Annotated in this window: 24 protein-coding genes and 1 pseudogene; 5 read left to right on the top strand and 20 right to left on the bottom strand. The window is 70.5% G+C overall.

What is annotated here, in order from left to right:
- Nucleotides 1–97 precede the first annotated feature (97 nt).
- On the bottom strand, nt 98–1,012 hold the full coding sequence (locus JIG38_RS01060; RefSeq protein ID WP_199421637.1) for a cation diffusion facilitator family transporter: 915 nt from the start codon (nt 1,010–1,012) through the stop codon (nt 98–100).
- Nucleotides 1,012–1,389, bottom strand: a complete 378-nt coding sequence (locus JIG38_RS01055; protein WP_199421636.1) for an ArsR/SmtB family transcription factor — start codon at nt 1,387–1,389, stop codon at nt 1,012–1,014. The genes JIG38_RS01060 and JIG38_RS01055 overlap by 1 nt, the downstream gene beginning before the upstream one ends.
- Before the next feature lie 123 nt (nt 1,390–1,512).
- On the opposite strand from JIG38_RS01055, the gene JIG38_RS01050 reads away from it, so the two are divergent.
- Nucleotides 1,513–2,511, top strand: a complete 999-nt coding sequence (locus JIG38_RS01050) for a cytochrome c oxidase assembly protein (protein WP_199421635.1) — start codon at nt 1,513–1,515, stop codon at nt 2,509–2,511.
- 3 nt (nt 2,512–2,514) lie between these two features.
- Here the strand turns inward: JIG38_RS01050 and lnt are convergent, their stop codons facing one another.
- The 14 genes from lnt to merA all read right to left on the bottom strand — a co-directional run bounded on the left by lnt (nt 2,515) and on the right by merA (nt 16,271).
- The gene (gene lnt / locus JIG38_RS01045) at nt 2,515–4,443 is read right to left on the bottom strand and encodes an apolipoprotein N-acyltransferase (RefSeq protein WP_199421634.1); all 1,929 of its coding nucleotides are present in this window, start codon (nt 4,441–4,443) and stop codon (nt 2,515–2,517) included.
- A 110-nt stretch (nt 4,444–4,553) separates the two neighbouring features.
- Nucleotides 4,554–5,534: a c-type cytochrome biogenesis protein CcsB gene (ccsB, locus tag JIG38_RS01040; protein WP_199421633.1), complete on the bottom strand. Its 981-nt coding sequence runs from the start codon at nt 5,532–5,534 to the stop codon at nt 4,554–4,556.
- Nucleotides 5,535–5,536: 2 nt separating this feature from the next.
- On the bottom strand, nt 5,537–7,042 hold the full coding sequence (gene resB, locus JIG38_RS01035; RefSeq protein ID WP_233404125.1) for a cytochrome c biogenesis protein ResB: 1,506 nt from the start codon (nt 7,040–7,042) through the stop codon (nt 5,537–5,539).
- A 200-nt stretch (nt 7,043–7,242) separates the two neighbouring features.
- Complete coding sequence (locus JIG38_RS01030) at nt 7,243–7,929, bottom strand: DUF305 domain-containing protein (protein WP_233404123.1); 687 nt, start codon at nt 7,927–7,929, stop codon at nt 7,243–7,245.
- Complete coding sequence (locus JIG38_RS01025; RefSeq protein ID WP_199421632.1) at nt 7,926–8,564, bottom strand: thioredoxin-like domain-containing protein; 639 nt, start codon at nt 8,562–8,564, stop codon at nt 7,926–7,928. The genes JIG38_RS01030 and JIG38_RS01025 overlap by 4 nt, the downstream gene beginning before the upstream one ends.
- Before the next feature lie 26 nt (nt 8,565–8,590).
- On the bottom strand, nt 8,591–9,340 hold the full coding sequence (locus JIG38_RS01020; protein WP_307844418.1) for a cytochrome c biogenesis CcdA family protein: 750 nt from the start codon (nt 9,338–9,340) through the stop codon (nt 8,591–8,593).
- Nucleotides 9,337–9,915, bottom strand: a complete 579-nt coding sequence (locus JIG38_RS01015; RefSeq protein ID WP_307844416.1) for a TlpA family protein disulfide reductase — start codon at nt 9,913–9,915, stop codon at nt 9,337–9,339. Before JIG38_RS01015 ends, JIG38_RS01020 begins: the two co-directional genes overlap by 4 nt.
- A gap of 88 nt (nt 9,916–10,003) precedes the next feature.
- A complete protein-coding gene (locus tag JIG38_RS01010) occupies nt 10,004–10,477 on the bottom strand; it encodes an ArsR/SmtB family transcription factor (RefSeq protein WP_199421631.1) in 474 nt (157 codons plus the stop codon).
- A 139-nt stretch (nt 10,478–10,616) separates the two neighbouring features.
- Entirely contained in the window at nt 10,617–11,903 is a 1,287-nt protein-coding gene (locus tag JIG38_RS01005) for an Nramp family divalent metal transporter (RefSeq protein ID WP_307844415.1), read from the bottom strand.
- Nucleotides 11,904–12,201: 298 nt separating this feature from the next.
- On the bottom strand, nt 12,202–12,840 hold the full coding sequence (locus JIG38_RS01000) for a methyltransferase family protein (protein WP_307844414.1): 639 nt from the start codon (nt 12,838–12,840) through the stop codon (nt 12,202–12,204).
- Entirely contained in the window at nt 12,824–13,492 is a 669-nt protein-coding gene (locus JIG38_RS00995; RefSeq protein WP_199421629.1) for a cation diffusion facilitator family transporter, read from the bottom strand. The genes JIG38_RS01000 and JIG38_RS00995 overlap by 17 nt, the downstream gene beginning before the upstream one ends.
- Entirely contained in the window at nt 13,489–13,887 is a 399-nt protein-coding gene (locus JIG38_RS00990; protein WP_199421628.1) for an ArsR/SmtB family transcription factor, read from the bottom strand. Before JIG38_RS00990 ends, JIG38_RS00995 begins: the two co-directional genes overlap by 4 nt.
- A complete protein-coding gene (locus tag JIG38_RS20850; RefSeq protein ID WP_307844413.1) occupies nt 13,865–14,320 on the bottom strand; it encodes a helix-turn-helix domain-containing protein in 456 nt (151 codons plus the stop codon). The genes JIG38_RS00990 and JIG38_RS20850 overlap by 23 nt, the downstream gene beginning before the upstream one ends.
- Before the next feature lie 577 nt (nt 14,321–14,897).
- Entirely contained in the window at nt 14,898–16,271 is a 1,374-nt protein-coding gene (gene merA, locus JIG38_RS00980) for a mercury(II) reductase (protein ID WP_199421627.1), read from the bottom strand.
- 56 nt (nt 16,272–16,327) lie between these two features.
- On the opposite strand from merA, the gene JIG38_RS00975 reads away from it, so the two are divergent.
- Both JIG38_RS00975 and JIG38_RS00970 read left to right on the top strand, forming a co-directional pair.
- Nucleotides 16,328–16,726, top strand: a complete 399-nt coding sequence (locus JIG38_RS00975; RefSeq protein ID WP_199421626.1) for a heavy metal-responsive transcriptional regulator — start codon at nt 16,328–16,330, stop codon at nt 16,724–16,726.
- A 276-nt stretch (nt 16,727–17,002) separates the two neighbouring features.
- Nucleotides 17,003–17,960 (top strand): annotated as a pseudogene (locus JIG38_RS00970) (IS481 family transposase).
- Between the two features lie 481 nt (nt 17,961–18,441).
- Here the strand turns inward: JIG38_RS00970 and JIG38_RS00965 are convergent.
- From JIG38_RS00965 to JIG38_RS00950, 4 genes are all read right to left on the bottom strand, one after another.
- The gene (locus tag JIG38_RS00965; RefSeq protein WP_307844412.1) at nt 18,442–19,008 is read right to left on the bottom strand and encodes a CueP family metal-binding protein; all 567 of its coding nucleotides are present in this window, start codon (nt 19,006–19,008) and stop codon (nt 18,442–18,444) included.
- Nucleotides 19,009–19,074: 66 nt separating this feature from the next.
- The gene (locus JIG38_RS00960) at nt 19,075–21,360 is read right to left on the bottom strand and encodes a heavy metal translocating P-type ATPase (RefSeq protein WP_199421625.1); all 2,286 of its coding nucleotides are present in this window, start codon (nt 21,358–21,360) and stop codon (nt 19,075–19,077) included.
- Between the two features lie 116 nt (nt 21,361–21,476).
- Nucleotides 21,477–22,118 carry a DUF305 domain-containing protein gene (locus JIG38_RS00955; RefSeq protein ID WP_233404121.1) on the bottom strand — a complete coding sequence of 214 codons (642 nt, stop codon included), beginning with the start codon at nt 22,116–22,118 and terminating at the stop codon, nt 21,477–21,479.
- Nucleotides 22,119–22,215: 97 nt separating this feature from the next.
- Nucleotides 22,216–22,617, bottom strand: coding sequence for a four-helix bundle copper-binding protein (locus JIG38_RS00950; protein ID WP_199421624.1), 402 nt, complete (start codon nt 22,615–22,617; stop codon nt 22,216–22,218).
- A 258-nt stretch (nt 22,618–22,875) separates the two neighbouring features.
- Here JIG38_RS00950 and JIG38_RS00945 point away from each other — a divergent pair, with 258 nt between their 5' ends.
- Both JIG38_RS00945 and JIG38_RS00940 read left to right on the top strand, forming a co-directional pair.
- Nucleotides 22,876–23,526, top strand: coding sequence for a hypothetical protein (locus JIG38_RS00945; protein WP_199421623.1), 651 nt, complete (start codon nt 22,876–22,878; stop codon nt 23,524–23,526).
- Nucleotides 23,527–23,546: 20 nt separating this feature from the next.
- Complete coding sequence (locus JIG38_RS00940; protein ID WP_199421622.1) at nt 23,547–24,971, top strand: 4Fe-4S binding protein; 1,425 nt, start codon at nt 23,547–23,549, stop codon at nt 24,969–24,971.
- Nucleotides 24,972–25,020: the final 49 nt, after the last annotated feature.

Raw genomic sequence — 25,020 nt, 5'->3', positions numbered from 1 at the left:
CGCTGTTCGTCATCGCGTTCGTACGGACGAGCTCCGACGAGCACACGGTGTGGCGGCTCGACGGCGCTACCCATCACACCGGCCGGGCCGAGCTCGTCTACCAGGTGAGATCCGAGCACTCGTGCTGCTGCTCGGCGGTCTCGACCTGCAGGGTCGCGTGAGCGATGCCGAAACCGCCGCGGAGGACGTCCCGCGCGCCGGCCAGGACCGCGCCGTGATCGGCCCCTGCCTTCGCTACGAGATGTGCCGTTGCGACGTTCATCCCCGACGTGAGCACCCAGAGGTGCACGTCGTGGATGGCGCTGACACCGGGCACCGTGCTGAGCTGCGTGCTCACCGCCTCCGGGTCGATACCGGCAGGCGCGTGCTGGCCGAGCACTGCGACCACCTGCCGGCCCAGCGTGATGGCCCGAACGATGACGAACACGGCGATCGCGAGAGCGACTACCAGGTCCCAGATCGACTGCCCGGTGAGGATGATCAGCACGCCGGCGACCATCACCCCGACCGAACCCGCGGCGTCGGCAACCACCTCGAAGTAGGCGCCCTTGACGTTCAGGCTGTCCTTGGACCCACTGCGCAGAAGGAGCATCGAGGCGACGTTGATCGCCAGCCCGAGGAAGCCCACCACGAGCATCACACCGGACGGCAGGGAAGCGTCCTCGCCGATGCGGCCGATCGCCTCGACCACCACGTACACGCCGACGCCCAACATGATCAGTACCGTCAGACCAGAGGCGAAGACCTCCGCGCGGTAAGACCCGTAGGTCCGCCGGCCTGAGCGATCGGGACGGGTCGCGATCCGGGTGGCCAACAGGCTGGCCCCCAGCGCCACGACGTCGGCCGCCATGTGTCCCGCGTCGGAGATCAGCGCAAGCGAGCCCGAGACCAGGCCGGCTGCCAGCTCGACCGCGAAGAACGTCGCGGTCAGGGCGAATGCGCCAGCGAGTCTGCGACGGTAGCGCCCGCCGGCGTGCTCACCGACCGGGCCGTGACTGTGTCCGCCGCCCATCAGCGGCCAACCTCGTGGCCCGTGTGCTGCCGGCAGACGTCCAGGAGCATCCGCACGTGGGCGTCGGCCAGCCGGTAGTACACCCGGCGGCCCTCGCGTCGGTTGTCCACCACTCCCGAGCCTCGCAGCAGTCGCATCGTCTGGGACACCGACGCCTCCGGCACCTGGACCGCTGCAGAGATCTCGCACACGCACAGCTCGCCGGCCTCGAGCAGGGCGTAGAGGATCTTTGTGCGGCGCGGGTCTCCGAGAAGCCGAAACAGAGCCGCCAATGCACTCGCCTCGCTGTCATCGGGGACGCTGGACCGGACGAGCTCGGCCCGCTGCGACGCAGGATCGCTGCCGACGCAGCGGTCCAACGGGAGGACCTTGCTCACGTGATCTCCTTATCTGCGTGGATGTTCAGATATCGTCACCATAGCGCGCCGCCGAGTCCTCGAGACCTCCGTGAGCTCGTGGCGGCATGAGAACCGTCCGACTGGCCGCTCGAAGGAGGGTGGATGAGCGACGATCCGGGCGTCACCGGGCCGGTCTGGCTGCCGACGTCGCCTCCGTCATTGGAGACAATGCTCGCGCCGACGCTGCAACCGGTGCCGGTACTCCCGGCTTTGGCCCTCACGCTGCTGGTGCTGTACCTGGCCGGTGCGGTTCGCCTCTGGTCGTCCGGCCGGCGGTGGTCGATCGGCGCGACGATCTGGTTCGTCCTGGGCTGCGTCGTGCTCGCGATCGTGACGGGCGCGGGCATCGAGGGGTACGGCTTGCGTCTGTTCTCGGCATTCATGTTCCAGCAGCTGACCTTGATGATGCTCGTTCCTCCGCTGCTGGTGCTCGGCCGCCCGGGGACGCTCCTACTTCGGGCGACACCGCATCACGGACTCGGACGCTGGATCCTCGTCGCGGCCCGTCGGTCGCTGCGCAGTCCGGTCAGTCGCGTCGCACTGCACCCGGCGGTGATGGTCCCTCTCTTCCTGCTGGCCTTCTACGGGCTGTACCTGGGCGAGCTCGCCGTTCCGCTGTTGCGCACATGGTCGGGGCACCTGTTTCTCGAGGTGGGCTTCCTCGTCGCAGGGCTGCTCTTCACGGTGCCGGTTCTCTCCGCCGACCCGCTGCCGATTCGACAGACCCATCCGGGTCGTCTGCTGGACCTGGTGCTGGAGATGCCTCTGCACGCGTTCTTCGGTGTGATCGTGATGATGGCCACCGTGCCGATGGTGCCGCTCTTCGCCGCTCCGCCGGCCATGTGGGCGATCGATCCCCTCCGCGACCAGCAGGTGGCCGGCGCGCTGGCATGGTCCTACGGCGAGGCGCCTGGTCTGCTGATGCTCCTGCTGATCGCCAGCAGGTGGCAACGCAGCGACGCCGCACGTTCCATCGCGAGGGATAGGCAAATCGACCGGGACGGCGGCGCTGACGCCGAGCTAGAGGAGTACAACGAGTACCTCGCACGCTTGAACGGCTCCGCGCCCCCTGGCGGACTTCCACGGGTCCCGGAAGCGTGACGGTCAGGTCGGTGCGACTCCGCGTGACATCGTGCCCGTCGTGCCCGTCGTCGGGCCGAGGATGTCCTGTCCCACCCGGACACCGGCGTAGACGGCCACAGCGATCAGGAGCGCGAGCCCGACGACAAGGCGCCACTCGAGCCACGCGGGGTACGAGCGGTCCCGGCCGCGGACCTCGGCGCGCCGGCTGTGCGCGGCCGAGTCGGGCGCGCGTCCACCTCGTTGCCGGTGAGAGCTCGTACGACGGACCGGTCCAAACGGTGACCGTGATCGTCGGGAGTCGCGGCGGGGGCGGCTTCGTCTGCGGGCGGTCAGCGCCCCCCCGATGACGGCGGCGGCCGCCAAGAGGTACGTCCCCGTCTCTGGCAGCGACCCCAGCACTGCCGCGGGCGTGAGGGTGGTACGTAGGGGCATGGACATGACGAGCGCCTGGCTGGTGAACAGACCGGTTCGGGCGGTGACCGTTCCGTCTGGCCCGATCATGGCGCTGACGCCCACTGTCGAGACCTGGATGGTCGACCTGGCGTGCTCGGCAGCGCGGAAGCGGGACATTGCCAGCTGCTGGGTGGACTCGGGGGTGCGGCCGAACGAGGCGTTGTTGGTCGGGATGAGGATCAACTCTCCTCCGTCGACGACACCCTCGCGGATGATGTCGCCGTAGGCGACCTCGAAGCAGATGCCGGTGGCGAGGGGGACCTCGCGACCCAAGGCGTCGATCTGGACGTCGATCACGGCCGGGCCCTGTCCCGCGACCATGTCGGTGGCGACTCGATCGACCAGCGCAGTGATCGTGCGGAAGAACGAGCGGTAGGGCACGTACTCCCCGAAGGGCACGGGATGCTGCTTGGCGTACGTGTCCGTGACCCCGGTGCCCGCGCCCCACACGACGATCTCGTTGTACCGGATCGGCCGCCCGTCGGGGAATCGCTGGGCACCGAGCACCACGGGCGCACCGACTGCCGTGGCGGCGCGGTCGACCGTGGCTGCCTGGGCGCGGTCGGTCCGGGGGTCGATGTCTGCGGCGCTCTCCGGCCACACCACCAGGTCGAGCTGCCGGCCTCCGAGGGCCTCCGTGAGTTGCTCGGTGCCGCGCGCGTGGTTCGCAGTGACGTCCCGCGCCTGCTCAGCCCAGTCGGCACCTCGCTGCGGCACGTTGCCCTGAACTGCTCCGACCAGCAGCGAGCCGGTCTCCTGGGCTGTGGCCCGGGGGAGAAGTCCCGGCGCGGTCGCCAGGGCCGCTGCGAAGAGCAGCGCCCGAACCGCGGGCGCCATTGCGCGTCGGCGCAGCATCTGGACTGTGAGCGCCAGCAGCGCCCCTGTCGCGGCGACGAACGCTGAGACGCCGACCTCGCCCCCGTAGGGTGCGAGCCTCAGGAGCGGCGCGTCCGTCTGCGAGAACGCCAGGAACCCCCAGGGGAAGCCTCCGAAAGGCCACGATCCGCGCACCTGCTCGGTCGCCACCCACAGCACTGCCGCGGTGGCGGCCTGTGCGACCGGTCGGTCGGCAAGCCAATGGGCCCGCCGTGCCCACGTCCAGAGCGCGGCGAAGCCAGCGACGTAGAGCGCTTGGAACAGGCTCAGTGCGACCCAGGGCAGCACCGATCCCGTTGCCGTCAGAGCCCAGTGCACGAGAGGGAGGAAGAATGCCATGCCCCACACGAGGCCGACACCTGCTGCCCGGGCGGGTGTCACACTGCGCATCGCGAGCATCAGGCACGCGAAACCGAGGTATGCGAGGGGCCACCAGCTGCGATCTGGGAAGGCGAGGTGGGTCAGCCAACCACCACCGGCCGCGGTGACGAACCCGACCAGCGCGGCACCCCGGGATCGGTGGTCGAGTGACGGGGCGCCACGACGTGTCGATGCTCGCCCGCCATCCGCCTCGGCAGCAAGCACAGGTCCGGGGCGACTAGAAGGCGTGGACGTCTGCATGGCGACCTGGCGGGAGAGGAGCCGGACACCAGGAGCGAGTCGCATCGGTGCCCCCGCCGTCCGTCGACGCCCTCAAGGTCGGCCTGGAGATCGGTTCCCTTGCCCGCCTCTCACACGCCGGCATACGAGTGCAGTCCCGTGATGAACAGGTTGACGCCCACGAAGTTGAACAGGAACGCGGCGTATCCGGCGAGGGCGAGCCCCCCGGCCTTCGGGCCGCGCCACCCGGCCGTCGACTGTGCGTGCAGGTACGCGGCGTAGAGGACCCAGGTGATGAACGCCCACGTCTCCTTGGGATCCCAGCCCCAGTAGCGACCCCAGGAGTCCTCGGCCCAGATCGCGCCGGCCAGTACCGCGAAGGTCCACACGGGGAAGGCGAACACGTGAGCAGTGTGGGCGACACGTTCCAGCGTGGCGGCGCTGGGCAGACGGCTCGCGTAGCCGCGCGTGGCCCGCCCGCCGGGGTCACGGACGTCGGCACGTCGACGGAGCAGGTACAGGCTGGTGGCGGCCGCGCCGACGGTGAAGACGCCACCTGCGATGATCGCCGCGGCGACGTGGACGACCAGCCAGTAGGAGTTCAGCGCGGGGACCAGGTCTCCGGCGGGCGTGTAGAGAACGGTCACAGCCAGTCCGAGGCACAGGGTGACGAGCGCGAGGATCCACACGCCGAGATCGCGTACCGGCTGCCGTCGCAGGAAGACGAGGTACGCCGCCGTGGCGGCGAGGGTGGCGGCCGCGGTGAACTCGTACATGTTGCCCCACGGGGCTCGGCCCGCGGCCACGCCCCGAGCGGCGACACCGGCCAGGTGCAGCGCGAATGCCAGGGTTGTGAGTGCCCGAGCGATCCGCGCGGAGCGGCCCGACACCACCCGGTCCCTCATGGGCAGGCCCGGAGCCGGTCGAGAAGAGACGTCGCCGGACACGGGAACGCCGACGGACACCAACTCCTGGACGACCTGACCATGGACGGGGACACGTGGACGTCGTGCGGCGTGGTAGGCGTAGGCGAGCATCGCCAGGGCGTAGACCGCGATGGCGCTGTAGATCAGCCGGTCGCTGAGCTCCGCCAGGAGGGTGGGGCTGGGCACAGTCAGTCCTCTCGCGCGTGCGGGGGTCGGGTCGCGGTGGGCGGTTCGATGCACGGCAGGGCGGCGAGCACCGCTGTGAGCTCGTCCGGGACCGGTCCGCGACGGGTCATGGCGAAGGTGGCGGCCTCAAGGGTGCACGCCGCGTCTCCGGCGGGGCGGGTAACACGGATCCAGACTCGGCGCCGGCGTACCGACAGGGACACGGTGAGGCCGAGCAGCAGGGCGACGGCCGCCGCGAGGGAGATCTCCTTCCCCGGGTCGTGGGCGACCTGGAAGTTCGCGAACCGGGAGACGGACTCGAACGTCAGAGTTCCCTGCCCGTCGGGCAAGGTCATCACCTCACCCGGCCGCAGGGCGCGCGCGAACGGCGCGCCGTCGCTCATCACCTGGTCCAGCGCCGCCTTCTCCAGGCGGTACACCGACTGGGGGGCGCCATCCGCCAGGCCGAGGTCCCCGGTGTACGCGGTGAGCAGAAGCTGGGGGTCGAGGAGGTCGGGGTACAGCGAGCGGGGACCCGCGGTCGGGTCCACTGAGCCGGTCGGGAGGAAGAAGCCCTCGAAGCCCAGCTGGGTCGGCCGAGCGTCGGGAACCTTGATCACGCCTTCGGAACTGAGGTTGCCGTCGAAGGGCACGAACACGACGGGTCCGGTGAACACCACTTGCCCGCGCCCGTCGCGGACGCTGACCACCGGTGCGTAGCCGTGGCCGGTGAGGAACACCTTGGTCCCCTCGACCCGCAACGGGTGGTTCACCTCGATCGTGACCTCCTCGGGACCACCGCCGGGCGCACGCAGGACGGTCGCCTCGGCCCGGAAGTCGCGCGCGCTGCCCCGTTGCGGGCCGGACGGCTCGAACTCCGCGGCGAAGTCGTCCAGCGTGAAGGAGAACGGGGTCAGCGCTGTGTCACTTGTCAGAGGGCCGGGCGTGAACTCGTCGTACTGGAGGCGCGTGTTCGTGAAGCTGCCGCCCTCCACGACGATCACCCGCCCCTCGAAGCCGAACAGCGATCCGACCGCCACCCCGAGGAGCAGGACGAGCAGCGACAGGTGGAACACGAGGTTGCCGACCTCGCGCAGGTAGCCCTTTTCCGCCCGGACGGAGGCGCCGTCGACCACGACGCGGAACCTCCTCGCCCTCAGGTACGAGGCTGCCACTTCCACGGCTCGCGAGGGATCACCGCGCACGGTCGCCTGTCGGTGGTCGTCCAGCCGCGCCAGATTGGTCGGAGCACGCGGCGGCTCAGCCCGCGCGGACCTCCACAGGCGCGCCGCTCGAGGCAGCACGCAGCCGGTCATCGAGACCATCAGGAGGAGGTAGATCGCGGCGAACCACGGCGAGGAGTAGACCTCGAGGAACCCGAGGCGGTCGAGCCAGGTGCCCAGGACCGGGTTGTCCGCGAGGAACCGCGAGACGGCACCGGGGTCGAACGCCACACCGCGCTGCGGCAGCAGCGACCCCGGCACCGCCGCGAGGGCCAGTGCGAGCAGGAGCAGCACGGCGGTCCGCATGGAGGTCAACGTCCGCCACGCCCAGCGCCACCACGCCACGGCTCCCTGCCCGGTCGGACGCGGCGGGGTCGCCATCAGGCCGGGGACCGCGGCTTCGCCTGCGTGGTCGCGGAGCGCATCGTCCTCCGCGCGTGACTCCGGCGACGGGGATGGGGCCGTCGGCGCGACGGCGCCGCGGGGGAGAGCATCAGTGTGCTCCGTCACTCGTCCGCGTTCCCGGCGTCCCGCGCGTCGAGCATGTCGCTGAGCACCGTGAGCTCGGCCGTCTGGGAGGTGACGATCGCCTGGGCCAGCCGGCGCACGTCGTCGTCCTCAACCAGCTCGAGAGCGGCCTCAGCCATGGCAACGCCGCCCTGGTGGTGCGCGACCATGAGCCGCAGGTACAGGACCTCCGCGTCGTTACCCGCCGCGTCATCCAACCGCCGCAGGTCCTCGTCACTCGCCATCCCGGGCATCCCCGCCGGGGCGTCGGGCGTCGCTTGGTCGCCGTGCTCCATGGATCCCATGCCGGGGCGTGCGCTGCTCATCCAGTCCATCGGCGCCGCCAGGCTCGCCTGTGGCAGGTCCCACTGCTCCAACCAGCCGTACATCTGCCCGGCCTGCTGCTGCTGCGTGAGCGCGATGTCCAGTGCCAGGGAACGGACCTCCGCGTTGCCGGTGGCGTCCCGCACCATGGTGGACATGTCGACCGCCTGCGCGTGATGCTCCTGCATGTCGCGCGCGAATCCTGCCTCTGCGGACCCCTCCGCCGGCCGCGCAACTGCGTCACCGCCGCCAGAGAGGGCCGAGCCTGCGACCATTCCCGCGATCCCGACCACCGCGGCTGCCAAGATCGCCAGGGCAGCGGTCGGGCCCCTGCGGGGGGCAGGGGCGTCCTCGTTCATCATGCGTCCACGCCACCGGTGCACGGCGCGCCAGGCTCCGGGGTCTGCTCGCCCTGCTGGTACTTGACGACGAACTGCTCCAGGCGGGGGTCGTCCGCGGTCTCCAGAGCGAGCTGCGTCCCCCAGGCGCTCGCCACCACCGGCTGATCGGGCAGACCGTCGAACGGACTGAGGAGGACGTAGGCGTTCTCCGCGGCGAGCTCGGTCAGTTGCCGCACCTGCTCCTCGGGAAGGTCGGACCCATAGGTGATCCAGACGGCCCCGTGCTCCAGGGAGTGCACACCCAGCTCATTGGTGATCGGCTCGGAGTACGTGCCGCAGTTCGCCCACGCTCCCGCGTGGTCGCCGCCGACCGGCGGCGTCTGCTCGTACCGCACGGGCTGCTGAACGTGACTGGCCGACAGGTCACTGAAGGTCTGAACGCCGTCGATCTCGCCGGAGGCAGCCTCCGCGACCTCCGCGGTGCTCTGCTGCTCACCGAGAATCACCACGGCGGTCGCCCCGATGAGGATCCCGGCGACGACCACACTGGTTCCGGTGATGACGGCCGTACGGCGGCGTTCCGCACGCCGCTGCTCCTCGCGCACCTGGGCCAGCCGGGCAGCGCGCTCAGCTGCTTCTTGCTTGCGGTTCCCCATGAGTCGGGCACCTTCCGTTCTCGAGGTCACAGGACAGTGGAGTAGCCGGAGATCGTGGACTGGAGGTCTTGCATGAGCTGGTCCCACACCCCTGTCGCCAGCAGGACACCGGTGGAGATCAGCATGACGGCACCCGCCCGCTTGATCCCGACGGTGTGCCGGCGTGCCCACGCGGTCGCAGTCAGGGCACGCCGCATGCCCAGTCCCACGACGATGAAGGGCAGCCCCAGCCCGGCCGCGTAGACGCCGGCGAGGGCCGCGCCGCGGGCGGCGCTGGCCTCGGTGAACGCCAGTGTCTGGACGGTGGCGAGCGTGGGGCCGAGGCAGGGCGTCCAGCCGAGCCCGAAGGTGACACCCATCAGGGGCGCACCGACCAGCCCTGCCTTCGGACGCAGCTGTGGCAGGAGCTGGCGCTGGAAGCGGGGCAGCCAGCCCGCGAAGACGAGACCCATGAGCACGACCACGACGCCCAGGCCGCGAGTGAGCACCGACTGGGACGACTGCAGGGCGCCGCCGAGACCGCCGAAGAGCGCGCCGTAGGCCATGAACACCGCAGCGAACCCGAGGACGAACAGTGCGGTGCCCTTCACCACGAGACGGGAGCGGGCGCTCGTGGTCTCGTCGAGGAGGGGTCCACCGGCGACGTAGGACACGTAACCGGGGACGACCGGCAGGACGCACGGGGAGAGGAACGAGATCAGCCCCGCAAACGCCGCGACAGCCATGGCCACGAGGATCGGACCCGTGGCGACGACCTCCTGCACCGGCGAGGTCACGACGGACCCTCGGTGCGCTCAGCGAGGACTGCGTCCAGCAGAGCGGTGAGAGTGGATCTCTCGACCGATCCCAGGACGCGCGCTGCGGGGCGGCCCTCGCGATCCAGAAGGAGGGTCACCGGTACGCCCGCGCCCGGAAGGTGCTCGGCCAGGCTCAGCAGCGCTCCGCCATCACGATCGTCGATGCTCGGGTAGCCGATGGCGTAGCTCTCCTCGAAAGCGATCGCCGCCGCGGGGTTGTCACGCACGTTGACGCCGAGAAATCGCACGCCTTCGCTGGCGTACGCCGATGAGGTGTCCGCGAGGGTGGGTGCCTCCTCGCGGCATGGCGCGCACCACGAGCCCCACACGTTGATGACCACGACGTCGCCGCGCCATGCCGCGATGTCGATCGCCTCACCGTTCAACCCGGTACCCGACAGGTCCACCGGGGCGGCACGGTCTTTGATCGCGAACTCCGTCACTGCCCTGCTCGTCACCGTCGAAGGGCTCAGCTCGGCTGCGGCGGGCGGCTCACCGAACTGGATGCCGGCGAGCTGGACCGCAGCCACGGCTCCGCCCATGAGGATGAGCACGAGGGTGGCGATCTGCGCACGCCGGCGCGACGGAGGGAACGACGTCGACCCCGTGGGCTCCTTCGCCGGAGTCCCTCGGCCACTCGGCTCAGCCACCGTGGATGACGGTCAGTGCCCGGACCGCTGGGTCGGTAGGAGAGAGGGCCGCACCGTCGCTGTGCTCCTGGCCGCCGACGAGCATCGGACTTGCCTCAGTCCTCGGTGACGACATGTCGCCTTCTGACCAGGTGCTCAGCGTCTCGAGCAGCGTGGCGCCGTGCGTCGTCAGGCGGCACATGACCAGCTTCCCTTGCCGACGCGAGGCGACCAACCCGGCTCGGCGCAAGATGCGCAGGTGGTGCGAGACGAGATTAGGCGCGGCACCGACGATCCACGCAAGATCGCACACGCACAGCTCGCCTCCGATCGCCAAGGCGGATGCTGTTCGTACCCGCATCGGGTCCGCGAAGGCCTGTGCGGTTGTCGCCCTCGCTCGAGAGACCCGCGCCTCCGGCAGGGCAGCGCGGACCGTCTGTGCACGTGGAAGGTCAAGGCAAAGAAGGTCACACCCGTCCGCTGTCACCGCGTCATCCTAACGAGTGTTGATGTCAGTTCTGCTGCATCGCTCCGGCCGCGGTAGTGCCGAGCGGCTCAAGAAGGGTGCTGACCCACCATCTCCGCCGACGTCGCGTCCCCGGACTGGCTGACGTGTCGGGCCTCGCTCAGGTCGCGAGGTCCCAGAGCAGGAACGCATTGAGACCGACGATCAGAGCCGCGACTGCAGAGGCGGCCAGCGTCGTCGCGGCGCGGTTGACCAGGTCGCCCATCAGTGACTGCCGCGCGGTGAAGATCACCAACGGGATGAGTGCGAACGGGATACCGAAGCTCAGAACCACTTGTGACCACACCAGGGCGGTGGTCGGGTCGGCGCCGAGGCCGAGGACGACGAGCGCGGGTGCGAGCGTGAGGCCACGGCGTACCCAGAGCGGGATCTGTCGTTGCAGAAATCCGGCCATGACGACCTGGCCGGCGAACGTGCCGACCGATGAGGCCGCGAACCCCGACGCCAGCAGGGCGAGCGCGAACGCCAGTGCGGCGCCAGAACCCGCCGTGGAGGCCAGGCTTGCGTGCGCACCCTCGAGGGTGCCTGCGGCAGAGCTGCCGGCGAACAGCTGGGCGGCGACGATGAGCATCGTCGCGTTGATCAACCCTGCGCCCCCCATCGCGAGCAGGACGTCGAGGCGTTGCGCCCGCAGCACTCGCCGCACCGCGCTGGTCGAGGGGGGACCGTCGACCTCCGCCGAGCCGATGACGGACCGGTACCTGCCCGGGGTCAGTGCTGAGTGCACGTAGATCACGTGCGGCATGACGGTGGCGCCGAGGATGCCGGAGGCAAGAAGAACGCTGTCGGTATCGGTGAAGCCTGGCACCAAGCCGCGCGCGAGGCCGCCTGGGTCGAGACCGGACACGAGCAGGGTGTAGGCGAAGCCGAGCGCGATGACGGCGAGTAGCCCCGTGACGACGGCCTCGAACGGGCGGTAGCCGCGGGTCTGCGCGCTCAGCAGCCCGAACGCGACTGCCGCGGTCATCAGCCCACCGATGGGCAGGGGGATGCCGAACAGCAGGTTGAGGGCGACCGCTCCGCCGACCACCTCAGCGAGATCGGTCGCGATCGCGACCGCCTCGGCCTGCACCCATAGCCCCCAAGTGACCGGACGCGGCAGATGCTCCCGGCAGAGGGAGGCCAAGTCCCTGCCGGTCGCCAGACCGAGCTTGGCGGTCAGGGACTGGATCAACATCGCCATGAGGTTCGCCGCGACGATCACCCACAGCAGCCGATATCCGTAGCTGGCGCCGCCGGCGAAGTTCGTCGCGAAGTTGCCGGGGTCGACGTACGCGACGGCCGCCACGAACGCCGGCCCTAGTAGGGCCCAGGTGCTACGCCACCGCCGTTGCGCCGGTTCTACGGGCCCGCCCTGCGATGCGGCGGCCGAGGGGACCCCATGCACGACGTCCCCCTTCTGCAGGTTCCCGATGGAGGGTGAACCTAGCGGGACCGTCGATGCAATCTCGACGACGTCCGTCCTCGTCGTCGGCGGCTGTCTTGATGCCCGATCGCGCGGTCTCCGTCGGTGCACCGGAGAGCTCAACTGTGAGGTTCGCCGGAGGGTGTGGAACAGGTTGCCCTGACACGCGGTTCGGTGGCTCGGTTCACCTGGTGCCGCCTGTGAGGGTGGAGTGCTGGGCGCGGGCATGCGGGACGACGGCAAGCGCGCTGCTGCCGTCTGATGGGCGACGTGTTCTCGGTCAGCGCTTGGGAACGCTCGTCGCCTGCAGTAGGCCGACGCCAGGCACGAACCGCCCCACGCGGGTTGCATAGGCGGCGTAGTCCTCGCCGTGGGCGGCCAGCAGGTAGGGCTCCTCGACGACGCGTACCTGCAGCTCGATCGCCACCACCAGGGCTACCAGCCCGATGACCGTCAGCGCGTTCGGGACCATGACCACGAGGCCAGCAAGGGCCGCACACATCGCGGTGAAGATGGGATTGCGGACCGCCGAGAACAGGCCACCAGTCACCAGGGTGGTGCGCTCCTTCGCGTCCACCCCGATGCGCCAGGAGGTGCCCATCCCGCTCTGCGCAACCGCGACCCCCACGAAGCCGGCGACCGCAAGGGCGAGGCCGACCCAGCCCGCGCCGACCGGCGCGGCCGCCGGAACGGTCCTCGTGACCGCGAGCACCACACCGATCGTGGTCAGCACCAACGCCGCGGCGAACAGGACGCCGCCCCACCACGGCGCCGACCAAGGGCGGCCGGACAGGCCGCGGAAGCCTGCGCTTCCGGTGGTCCGGCGATGCGCCCAGCTCCGGACACCGAAGATGACGACCAGGCCGAGCACGTCCAGGACGAGCGCCACGACGGCGCTGAGCTCACCGGTCATCGTCATCGCTCGCCTCGTGATCGTCGTCGTCCTCGACGAGCTCACCCTCCCAGGCCTCCTTGCCCTCGTGGATCGCGAAAGCAGCGATGACGAAGCCGGCCACCGGATCCAGCCACGCGGCCCCGGTCAGCTGGAACAAGCCCACTCCGGCCAACGTGGAGATGCTCAGCAGAACGCAGATCCGCGTCTCGGCGGCGTCGGCGAGGATGAGATTGTCCCGCAAGGCGAGGCCGACGCGGCGCTTCGCCGCAGCCAGGACGGGCATCACCACGATCGAGGCGGCCAACAGGGACAGGGCCAGCGTGGAGCTCTCCGGTGTCTCGCCGTCAACCAGACTGCGGATGCCCTCGACGGTGACGTACGCGGCGAGGATGAAGAAGGTCACTGCGACCGCGCGCAGGACCAGCCGCTCCTTGGCCTCGTCGGCCTCGCCGTGGCGCAGCCGAGCAGACAGGCGGAGGGCGACGAGGAACGCGGCGATGGACTCGATGCCCGAGTCGATGCCAAATCCGATCACCGACACCAGACCGGCCAATGCGCCGGCCGTGATCGCGACGACGCCCTCGACCACGTTGTAGGCGACAGTGAACTGCGCGAGGCGCAGCCCCCGGCGGGTCAGCCGCTCGACTTCCGGCGCACTCAGCTCGACCGCAGTCACGACGCGTTCCCCGCGGCGTGGGCCGCGGTCGCAGCACCATCCACTCCGTATACCGGGCACAGGGCCACCGCGTCCCCAGTGAGACCCAGCAAGCGCTCGGCGGCGGCGAGCACGTCCATCAGAGCCTCGGGGTGCGCCAGGGAGAACACGGAGGCCCGACCCTCGACGCGGACGGTCACGAGTCCGCAGTCGCGAAGGCAGGCGAGATGCTTGGACACAGTGGACTGCGCGAGACCGAGGTGCGTCGTCAGGTCGACCACCCGGTGCTCACCCAAGGAGAGATGGCGCAGGATCTCCAAGCGTGACGCATCGGAGAACCCATGGAACAAGCACGCTGCGGCACTCAACGACCGCTGCGGCGGTGGTGCATCGCTAACCATCGGTGGCATCGTCATATGGCGATGTTTGCATTGCTCCGCGCGTCGGCGCAACGAAGGCGCGCCTGCATACCGGTGGTCTCTGCGTCTGGAGGCCAGTGGGCGGTCGAGTTCGAGCTCCGGCCCGGGTGGCACTCGCAGGGCCCGCGGCCTGTCGGTCCAGCGGTCGACGGGGAGTCGAGGGGCACGCTGCGAGAAACTCATCGATCGCCTCGACCGGCACCCTGCAGAGGCGTCCGATGTGGATGGTGCGGATCTCTCCGGCGGCGATCAACTGGTAGAGCATGCTGCGTCCGATCCCGAGGACGGCCGCTGCCTCGGCCACGTTGAAGACCCGGCGCTCGTCGGCCTGCAGTGTGATGTTGATCACCGGCTGCTCCACCTCCCGGACGCGCCGTCGCTTGGGCTCAGTGCTCGTTGAGATCAGGCGAAGGGGACTGGTGCTGGCCATCGGGACCACCTCCTTGGGCGAGGCGCTCCACGCTCGTCAGAGCCGATAGCCGAACCGATGACACTCCGCGCCTGCCGCAATCCGTCATCGTCCCGGTCATCGGGGGAAAGACGTGCAGGCGGTCGTCGCCGCAGCCTCAGCGTTCCGGTTTGGGCCGGCCCGACGCGACCAGCAGGTCCATCGCTGCCATGTGACCAGAGCGCACAGGTGCGATCGGGTGGCGATACACCTCGGCGGTGATCGCGTGGCTGTGTCAACCCGAAGCGGCCCCAGTGTGACGGTCTGATCTGGCCCCACCTATCTGCGTCGCAGCGTTGCTGTTCGGCGTGGGCGTGGGCGAGGTCGTCCGGTGTCGTCGCCGTCGCGCGCGGCGTAGGAGTACAGCCAGGGCGATGGCGGTCAGCAGCGCGCCGATGGCCGTGAGTCTGTTGTGGCCGGTGGCGGCGCTGGCGGCGGTGAGTCCGCCGCCGGCCGCGAGGGCGGCCAGGGCGGCGGGTCCGACGCAGCAGAGGACGGGGATGGCGGCCAGCGCGAGCCACCAGGTGCCGCGGTTCGGGCCGCCTTGTGGGGTTGCTGGTCATGCGCAGCAGCTCGTGGGCTTGTCGGTGCGGAACAGGCCGGCGCAGATTCGCAGCGCCTCGCCCATGGTCAGGTAGGGCGCCCAGGTGTCGGCGAGGTCGTCGACGGTGAGGCCGTGCTTGATGGCGTAGGTCGCGGCGAGGATCACGTCGCCGGCGCCGTCCAGGGCGGCGTGCACTCCGAGGACCTTGCGGGTGCGGGCGTCGATGACGATCTTGAGGACCCCGTGGGGGTCGTGGTTGGCGAGGGCTCGGGGGATGTCGTGGGCCTGGAGGACACGGCAGTCGCAGTCGTGCCCGGCGGCGAGGGCCTGGGCCTCGGTGAGGCCGGCGGATGCGAGCTGTGGGGTCGTGAACGTCACGGCGGGCAGGGCGCGGTAGTCGACGGCTCGGGGCTCGCCGAGCGCGCCGCCGGCGGCGGCGTGGCCGGTCTGGGCGGCGACGTAGACGTGCTGGGGGGCGCCGGACACGTCACCGGCGGCGAAGACCCGCGGGTTGCTGGTGCGCTGGTGCTCGTCGACGGTGATGGAGCCGCGGGCGCCGGTGACGACGCCGGCGGCGTCGAGGCCGAGGCCGTCGGTGTTCGCGTGCCGGCCGGCCGCGACCAGCAGTCGCTGCCCGCTGACCTCGGCGCCGTGCTCGGTCCGCACCAGCACGTCCCCGTCGGCGCTCCGCTCGACCTCGACGGCTCGTTCCTCGACCACGGTGATGCCGTCGGCGGCGAACACGGCCCGGAGCACGTCCGCGGCCTCCGGCTCGGCGTGGGGGGCGAGGCGGCCGACGAGGGTGACGCGGACCCCGAGGTGTGCCCAAAGCTGGGCCTGCTCCAGGCCGACGTCGCCGCCGCCGAGGACGACCAGCGACGCGGGCAGGGCGTGCAGGTCCATCGCGGTGGTGCTGGTCAGCGGGTCGGCCGTGGCCATGCCGGGCAGGTCCGGGATGTGCGCCGTGGCCCCGGTCGCGATGACGTAGGCGCCGGCGGTGACGGCCTGGCCTTCGACCTCGAGCGTGTGCTCGTCGAGGAACCGAGCGTGCCCGGTTCGGACGGCCATGCCGTGCGCGGCGGCGACGTCGACGTACTTGGATTGCCGGAGCCGGTCGACCAGGTCCTGCTTCTGCGCCATCAGCGCGGGCAGGTCGACACCCGCGGCGCTGGTCGCGATGGCGGGGAATGGGCTGGCCAGCGCGTCGTGCCGGCGCCCGGCGGCCGCGAGCAGGGTCTTGCTCGGGACGCACCCGACGTTCAGGCACGTCCCGCCCAGCGCCGCGTGCTCGACGAGGAGGACCGACTTGCCGCGTGAGCGGGCCTCGATCCCGGCGGCCATCGCCGCGCCCCCGCTGCCGACCACGACGAGGTCCCAGGTGGTGTCCATGCGCGGGAACGTAGACGTTCCAGCGCGGGTCAAGGTCAAGGCCGTAGCGTGTGGGGATGCGGATCGGGGAGCTGGCGCAGCGGGCGGGGCTGAGCACCAAGGCCCTGCGGTTCTACGAGCAAGCGGGCGTGCTGCCCAGACCTGCCCGGACCGCGTCGGGATACCGCGACTACGACGAGACCGCGCTCGCGCGACTCGGCTTCGTGCGCGCCGCCCAGTCGGCCGGGCTGACCCTCGCCGAGATCCGCATGATCATCGAGGTCCGCGAGGACCAGGGCCGACCGTGCGAGCACGTCGCCGACCTTCTGGACCGGCACGTCGCCGCACTCGACCAGCGCATCGCCGAGCTGCAGGCGACCCGCGCGGAGGTCCACCGGCTCCGCGAGCGTGCCACCAGCCTGGACCCCTCGGCGTGCGGCGAGGACGGGGTCTGCCACGTCATCCCGACCGGCTGACCGGCGTCAGCGGCGCGAGGCCCGCCGCCACGCCCACAGCGCGCACGACCGACAGATGAACACCCCCGGGGCCGAGCCGAGCTCCGCCAGCCGGCGCCGCCCACGCCCACAACAACCGCAGGTCGGGGTCGGTCGCGACGTGTCGCGAGCGTCGCGACCAGCCTCGCACGAGCAGTAGTGCCCACGGACGTTGTTGACATGAGGGAGGACCTCCGGGCGAAGTGAGTGGTGTCTGACGCCATCGCTTCGAGACCGGAGGTCCTCGTGGTCAACGCTATGCCGCGGTTGTCGCCGTGGTCACGTCTGCAGCTGGTCGAACGGGTCCTGGCGGGTCGTCCTGCGGCGCACGTAGCGGCCGAGATGGGTGTCTCCCGAGCGACGGCCTACAAGTGGGTGCGCCGCTAACGAGCCGAGGGCAGCGCCGGGATGCGGGACCCATCGAGTCGTCCCCATCGCTCGCCGAGCCGCACTGACCCGGTGCTCGAGGCGACGATCGTTGCCATGCGACGCGATCGTCGCCTGGGGCCGGCCAGGATCGCAGGGATCGTCGGGTTGCCGGCCCTGACCGTCCACCGGGTGCTGGTCTGCCACGGGATGCCGCGGCTGGCCTGGCTGGACAGGCCCAGCGGTGAGCCGGTCCGACGTTACGAACGAGCGCGGCCCGGTGAGCTGCTCCATGTCGACGTCAAGAAGATCGGCCGACTGCGCGACGGGGGTGGTTGGCGGGTTCACGGCCGCGACAGCCTGGAACGTTGTCGAGCCCGCGAGGGCGTCCGAGCGGGCTACGAATATGTGCACTGCGCGATCGACGACCACACCCGCCTGGCCTACGCCGAGATCGACCCCGATGAACGCGCTCAGACCTGCGCGGGGTTCCTGCGCAGGGCCGCGGCCTGGGTCGCCGCCCACGGCATCGCCCAGATCGAGCGCGTGATGACCGACGATGCCATGGCCTACCGCCGTTCTGCCGCCTGGCGCGACGCGTTGGCCGACATCGGCGCCGACGCGACTTTCACCCGCCGATACCGGCCCCAGACCAACCGCAAGGCCGAGCGGTTCAACCGCACTTCTGCTCGAGGAGTGGGCCTACGCCCGCCCGTTCGCCTCCGGAGACGATCGCGCCGCAGCCTTGCCGATCTGGCTGCACTCCTACAACCATCACCGCACACACACTGCGCTCGGCGGCGCCTCACCCATCGACCGCGTCAAGAACGTCACGAGGCACTACACCTAGGCGGAGCGGGCCTTCTGCATGCCGCGGAGCCTCACGGGGAGCCAACGTACGCCCTGGACGAAGACGGACGCTGGCAGCACGTCTCTGGATAGGCGTCACGGAACCCGTTCGTCATGCCCTAGGGCGCTGTGCTCGCGGGCACCTGGCCAGCGTGGCCCAGCGAGTTGCCGACCGGCGCCGAGTGCGTCGCGGCTGTTCATCGTGGCCTCCTCCGTGTGCCGGATAGACAAGACGCTGCTGAGCTCCTATACAGGTGGCGATGACGCAGACCCGGCGTGGTGGACCGTCACCGAAAACGTCCGCTCTGTGGACGACGTCGTCGGGCACAAGCCGCGGCGTCTCGGCCGTCATCGACCCGGCTATCGGGTACAGGACGGGTGTGCCGCGAGGACTCACGCGGACCTGGCCATGTCGACGACAGCCCGCGTGAGCATCACCACTGGCCGCGCTCCCCACGGTCTCCACGACCGTGTCGCCACGATCAGGCCAGCTGAAGGGTGGTCACGCAGGTCGGGCTGCCCTCGGTGGTGGTGAACGGCACGGTGCCGCCCAGGTCGCCCTGCGAGATCTCGATCGTGCCCTCGATGCCCTCAGGGAGCCAAAACCCTACGAACCCGTTGGCGTAGGTGGTCGTGCTCTCGTCCACGAGGACCTCGCCGTCGGCCGCAGTGATCCACACGTCCACCGGTTCCTCGATCAGCTCACCCTGGCAGGTGGCGAGGCTGTGCAAGTAGCACTCGTGCGTCGTGTCGACGTATGGGGCGATCGACACGTAGAACTGACCCTCCTCGAGCGGGACCGCCACCTCTCTGCTGCCGTCACCGACGAGCACCTCGTCCTCGCGCACCGAGGCCGTGAAGTCCAACGGCCGGCTGTCCGTCGACGTGTCCAGACGCTCGACGATCTCCTGACCGGTCAGGCCGTCGAGCCCGAGGTCGGCGAGGACGTCGTCATCCGGAGTGGCGGAGCATCCGGTGAGTACAGCGGTGGCGGCAACGACGGCGACGGCAAGGCGGAGTCGAGAACGCATGTGCAGATCCTCGCTCACAGTCGTCCGCGACTCCGCCGTCCCACGTCCCGCCGTCGATAGAGATTCGATGAAGGGGCCGTCCGCTCAGGCAGCCGGCACTGCCGTGCGTGGTTCGGCGCGTCGAGCCCCGCGTGCTGCGGCCGTCGAGGCCTGCGGGCTCAGGTCGAGACGCCGTAGGAGCTGGGCGTTCGCGGCCACCACCACGGTGGACAGGGACATGAGGATCGCGCCGATCTCCATCGGCAGGACGAACCCGACCGGCGCAAGGGCCCCGGCGGCGAGCGGCACGGCGGCGATGTTGTAGCCAGCGGCCCACCAGAGGTTCTGCTTCATCTTCCGGTAGCCCTCACGGGACAGCTGGATGACGGATAGGACGGAGCGAGGATCGTCGGAGGCCAGGATGACCCCGGCCGAGGCGATGGCCACGTCCGTGCCGGCGCCGATGGCCACGCCGACGTCGGCCTGCGCGAGCGCGGGTGCGTCGTTGACTCCGTCACCCACCATCGCCACGATGCGGCCGGCCCCCTGCAGGGAAGCCACTGTGCTGCTCTTGTCCTCCGGGCGGACGCCCGCGAACACCTGGTCGATGCCGAGCTCGGCCCCCACGGCCCTGGCGACCGGCTCGGCGTCGCCGGTGATCATCACGACGCGGATGCCGAGCGCGTGCAGGGCGTCGACCGCCTCGCGGGACTCCTGACGCACCTCGTCGGCGAGCCCGAGCGCTCCGGCCACCTGGCCGTCGACCACCACGTGCAGCACGATCTGCCCGCGGTCGGACCAGGGCTGGGTCGCCGGCAGGGGAGCGAGCCCGTGCTCCGCCAGGAGGTTCGGGCCGCCGACCGCGACGCGGCGTCCGTCCACGGTGGCGGAGACGCCAACCGCGGTCGAGGCCCGGAAGTCCTGGGCACGGGGGACGGTGAGCCCCCGGTTGTGTGCTGCAGCGGTGATGGCACGCGCCAGCGGGTGCTCGCTGTCGGCCTCCGCGGCGGCCGCGAGCGCAAGGAGCTCGTCGTCGCCCATCCCGGTAGTGGCGACGTCGTGCACGGCTGGCTCGCCCTTGGTGAGCGTCCCGGTCTTGTCGAACAGGACGGTGTCGACCACGCGCATCCGCTCCAGGGCGGCGCGGTCCTTGACCAGGACGCCGCCGCGGGCAGCGCGTTCGGTGGAGATCGACACCACGAGCGGGATGGCGAGCCCGAGGGCGTGCGGGCAGGCGATGACGAGGACCGTGATGGCCCGGACGACGGCGAAGTCCGGTGTGCCGACGGCGCTCCAGACCGCGACCGTGACGACTGCCGCGACCACGGCGAACCAGAAGAGCCACCCGGCGGCCCGGTCGGCCAGCAGCTGCGCACGCGTCGTCGACGACTGCGCCTCGGCGACGAGGCGCTGGATCCCGGCCAGCACGGTCGACTCACCGACGGCGTCAACCCTCACCCGCAGGGCGCTGTCGGTCGAGACGGTCCCCGCGACGACCTGGTCGCCGACCTTCCGGCGCGCGGGCCGCGACTCACCGGTGATCATCGACTCGTCGACGTCGGCGACGCCCTCGACGACCTGCCCGTCGGCCGGGACCCGGCCACCCGGGCGCACGACGACGACGTCACCCAGGACGAGCGAGGACGGCGGGACCAGGACGACGGAGTCGCCCTCGACCTTCTCCGCCTCGTCCGGCAGCAGCGCCGCGAGGGAGTCCAGAGCGGAGGAGGTCTGCGCCAGGGACCGCATCTCCAGCCAGTGGCCCAGCAGCATGATCACGACCAGCAGGGCGAGCTCCCACCAGAAGTCCAGCTCGTGGGAGAGCACCCCGAGGGTCGCGCCCCACGAGGCGACGAAAGCCACGGTGATCGCCATGCCGATGAGCAGCATCATCCCGGGCTTGCGCGCCCGGAGCTCGGCGATCGCTCCGGTGAGGAACGGCCGTCCGCCCCACAGGTAGATGACCGTGCCGAGGATCGGCGCGACCCAGGTGAGCCCTGGGACGTCGGGAAGGGTGTAGCCGAGCAGGTCGGCGAACATCGCGCTGAGCAGGACCGTCGGCGCGGCCAGCGCCAGGTTGATCCAGAACAGACGCCGGAACAGCGCGACGTGGTCACCGTGACCGCCACCGTGACCCCCACCGTGCGCCCCGTGCCCGCCGTCCGCGCCCACGTGCCCGCCGTGGTCGCCGGCTGAGGGCCGGTGCTCGGCATCGTGCCCGTCCACATGCGCAGGCGTGTGGTGGCCCTCGTGCTCCATCTGGCCGGCGTCGTGCCCGCCGTGGCGGTCGTGAGCCGGCGGATCCGTCTCGTCGACGGACGGCTCGTGCCGCTGACCCGCCTGACCCTGCCGATCGCCGTGCACGCCGTGGCCCTGGTGCGCGTTGCTCATGGCTCTTCTCCTCCACCCGTCATCCGACCATACCCCCAGGGGGTATGTGACTGTCGAACCGTGGGCGCATGGCGGATATTCCCTGTGTGCAGCGCCTCGACGCCCGGTGGGTCAGGTCAGGAGGTCGGGCACGAGCGGAGCGCGGTGCCCTCGAAGTCCGGGACCGCACGCGAGTCGGCGTCGGCCGGCGACGTGGCGATGCCGTTGCGCTCGATGTCCTGGATGAGCCAGTCCATCTCGGCGATCTCCCGCTGCTGGGCCTTGATGATCTCGACGGCGAGCTCGCACACCCGGACGTCGTCGATCTGTGCCCGCTCGGAGCGTGTGATCGCCAGGGAGTGGTGGGGGATCATCGCGCGCATGAACGCGGTGTCACCGACCGTGACCTGGCTGCGGTCCAGCACGACGCCGCCGGCGAGGAGCAGCACGCTGACGGCGACGACGGCGATGTTAGCCTTGGCGTTCTTGTACATGTTCAGCATCCAGGCGAGCATGATCAGCCCCATGGTGCCGCCCATGGTGACCGCCATGAAGACGCGGCTCTGGCTGAACCGGACGTGGTCGAGCTCCCACGAGCCGACGAACATCACGAAGTACATGACCACCATGGCGGTGAGGATCATGGCGGCGAAGCGCAGGTACATGCCCTTCATCTGATGGCCCTGCTCACCGCCATGGTGCCGGCCGTCGCGGCGGGCGCCCTCACCGTCGTGGTGTCCCTTCATCGACTCGTGGTCGTGCTCGCGCTGCGTGGACATCGTCGGTCCTCCTCGTCTCGCTGGTACCTGCTCGAGCTCTGGACGGGTTGACGCGGTGCTGCAGGCGGGCTGCCCGCCGGCACCAGCGTGACCGCGCTCAGCGGATGGCCGCGAGGAGCTCGGCGCAGGCGGCCTCGCAGTCCCGGCACACCTCGGCGCAGACGCGGCAGTGCTCGTGCATGCCCGCGTGCTGCTCGCACTCGTCACCACAGGCCCGGCACGCCGCGATGCAGGCCTCGAGGTGGGCGCGCGTGATGGTGGCGTCGTAGCCGGTGTGCCGGGACAGGATCCGGGCGGTGGTCGCGCAGCTGTCGGCGCAGTCGAGGTTGGACCGGATGCACTTGCGCAGGTCCGCGACCATCTCCTCGCTCAGGCACGCGTCCGCGCACGCGGTGCACGCCTGGGAGCAGGCGACGAGCGTCTCGATGACTCGGGCGAATAGCTGCCGGTCGAGGTTGATGGTTGCGGGGTAGGTCTCGAGCATCTCCGTGGTCTTCATGACGGCCTCCTGGCTGCAACTGGTGCGGCTTGCCGGTGGCCGGTCGCCGCGGGACCTCTCCGACGCTACGGAGGGCAGCGCGCGCCCGCGCGACCAGAGCGGTCAGGCGGCCATGAAGGTTCGATGAAGGTGGCCGCCCCCGGCACGACCGCAGGTCGATGAAGGTTCGATGGAGGTTGCGCGTCCCGCCCGGCAGGTCCTACGACGCGCACCCTGTAGGGCAGGAGCGTTCCCCCGGACCACTCCGGAGGAACGCTCATGCAACCGATGCTCGTCACGCTGCCCGTCGCAGTACTGCTTGCCCTGCCTGCGGTCGGGTACGCACCCGCGGCAGACCTCGGCGTCGCGCTGACGCCGGGCGTCGGCCGCCGGGTGGTGACCGACCCTGGCGACGGAGCGCACGAGAGCCAGGAGATGGACGGTTCTTCGTCGCACACCGAGCCGGTCGAGCCTCAGGAGGGCATGGCCGAGCACGAGGGCATGACCGACGAGGACATGGCCGAGCACGAGGACATGACCGACGAGGACATGGCCGAGCACGAGGACATGACCGAGCACGAGGACATGACCGACGGGGACATGGCCGACGGGGACATGGCCGAGCACGGCGGCACGACCGAGCACGAGGACATGACCGACGAGGACATGGCTGAGCACGAGGGCTCGACCGACCACGCCGAGGGCACCGCGGACCCTTCTGAGGGCAGCGCCGAGCACGACTCGGGCGGCGAGAGCCACGGCGAGACCGAGGCCGCGTCCCCACGCCCGCGCGCCGCGGTGCTCGGAAGCTTCGCCGGCGTCAACGCCGCCGTCCTCATCGGCGCTGCCTGGCTCCGCCGGCGCGACGGCGACAAGCCGCGCCATCGCCCCAGGGCGGCTGGCGCGCCGGCCGCCACCCCGACCGCCTGATCGTCCGCGAGGAGACCACCATGACCGCCCCCACCCTGACGGACGCCCCGGCGCCCGTGCCGGACCCGGACCTCGCCGGCCCGGACACCACGCCCCCGCCCGTCGGGCGCAACCTCATGACCATCCCGTGGGTGGCGCGCACGCTGCGCAGCGGCTGGTACCCCAAGATCCTGCAGATCCCCGTCGCGGCCGTGTTCGGACTGGTCGCCTTCCAGCTGCTGGTGGGTCCCGACGTCGCCCACGAGAACGCCGGCACCGCACTCATGTGGGTGCTGTGGTGGCCGGTGATCCCGATCGTGTTCGTGCTGCTCGGCCGGTTCTGGTGCGCCGTGTGCCCGTTCGGTGCCATCTCGGACTTCGCGCAGAAGTGGGTCGGCGTCAACCGGCCGGTGCCCAACTTCCTCAAGAACTACGGCATCTGGATCATCGACGCGTCCTTCCTCTTCATCACGTGGGCCGACCACGTCTGGGGCGTGGTCGAGTCGCCCTGGGGCTCGGGCGTGCTCCTGCTGATCCTCACCACGGCGGTGATCGCGTCCGGCGCGCTGTTCCAGCGCCGCACCTTCTGCCGGTACCTGTGCTTCCTCGGGGGGCTGTCGGGCAACTACGCCCGTGTCGGCATGGTCGAGCTCCGCGCGGATTCGGCGATCTGCAAGACCTGCAAGGCCAAGGCCGTCTGCTACAACGGCAACGAGAAGGTCGCCGGCTGCCCTCTGTTCACGTTCCCCCGCACGATGGAGGACTCGGCGAACTGCAACCTGTGCGCCAACTGCATCAAGAGCTGCCCCAACGACGCCATCCAGGTCCGGCTCCGCAAGCCGACCTCCGAGCTGTGGTTCATCACCAAGCCGAAGCTCGAGCAGTCCTACCTCGCGATGGCGATCATGGGCATCGTCCTCATCCAGAACATCACCATGCTCGAGGTCTGGCAGGACGTCCTGGCCTGGATCGCCGCGACGACGGGGATCACCAGCTACCCGGTCATCTTCACGGTCGCGTTCGCGGTCGCGGTGACTGTCCCGGTGGGGCTCCTCGCGGTCGCCTCCAAGGTGGCGGCCGGCAGGAACCTGGAGACGACGAAGATGAACTTCGCGCGGTTCGGGTACGCGCTCATCCCGCTCGACGTCGCCGGCCACCTGGCGCACAACCTGTTCCACCTGCTCGCCGAGGGCGGCTCGGTCTACTACACGACCGCCGCCCTGTTCGGCTCCACCGCGACCGGCGACCCCGCCCTCGTCAGCGCCGGCACGATCCAGATCCTGCAGTTCGCACTGCTCGCCCTGGGCATCGCCGGGTCCATCTACACCGCACGCCGGATCGCCCACCGCCGCTACCAGACCGCCGCCCGTCGCCGCGCGACCGTCATGCCCTTCGTCGTCATCATCGCCCTGCTCGGCGCCGTGAACGTCTGGATGTTCCTGCTCCCGATGGCCCACCGCATGTGAGGTCCAGTTCCCGACGCGCACCATGACCGACCGCAACCTGTTGGAGACG

Source organism: Actinotalea solisilvae, from assembly GCF_016464425.1.
Classification (GTDB): Bacteria; Actinomycetota; Actinomycetes; order Actinomycetales; family Cellulomonadaceae; genus Actinotalea; species Actinotalea solisilvae.
The sequence above is the reverse complement of the archived record's forward strand: the minus strand, read 5'-3'. Positions and strand labels throughout refer to the sequence as shown.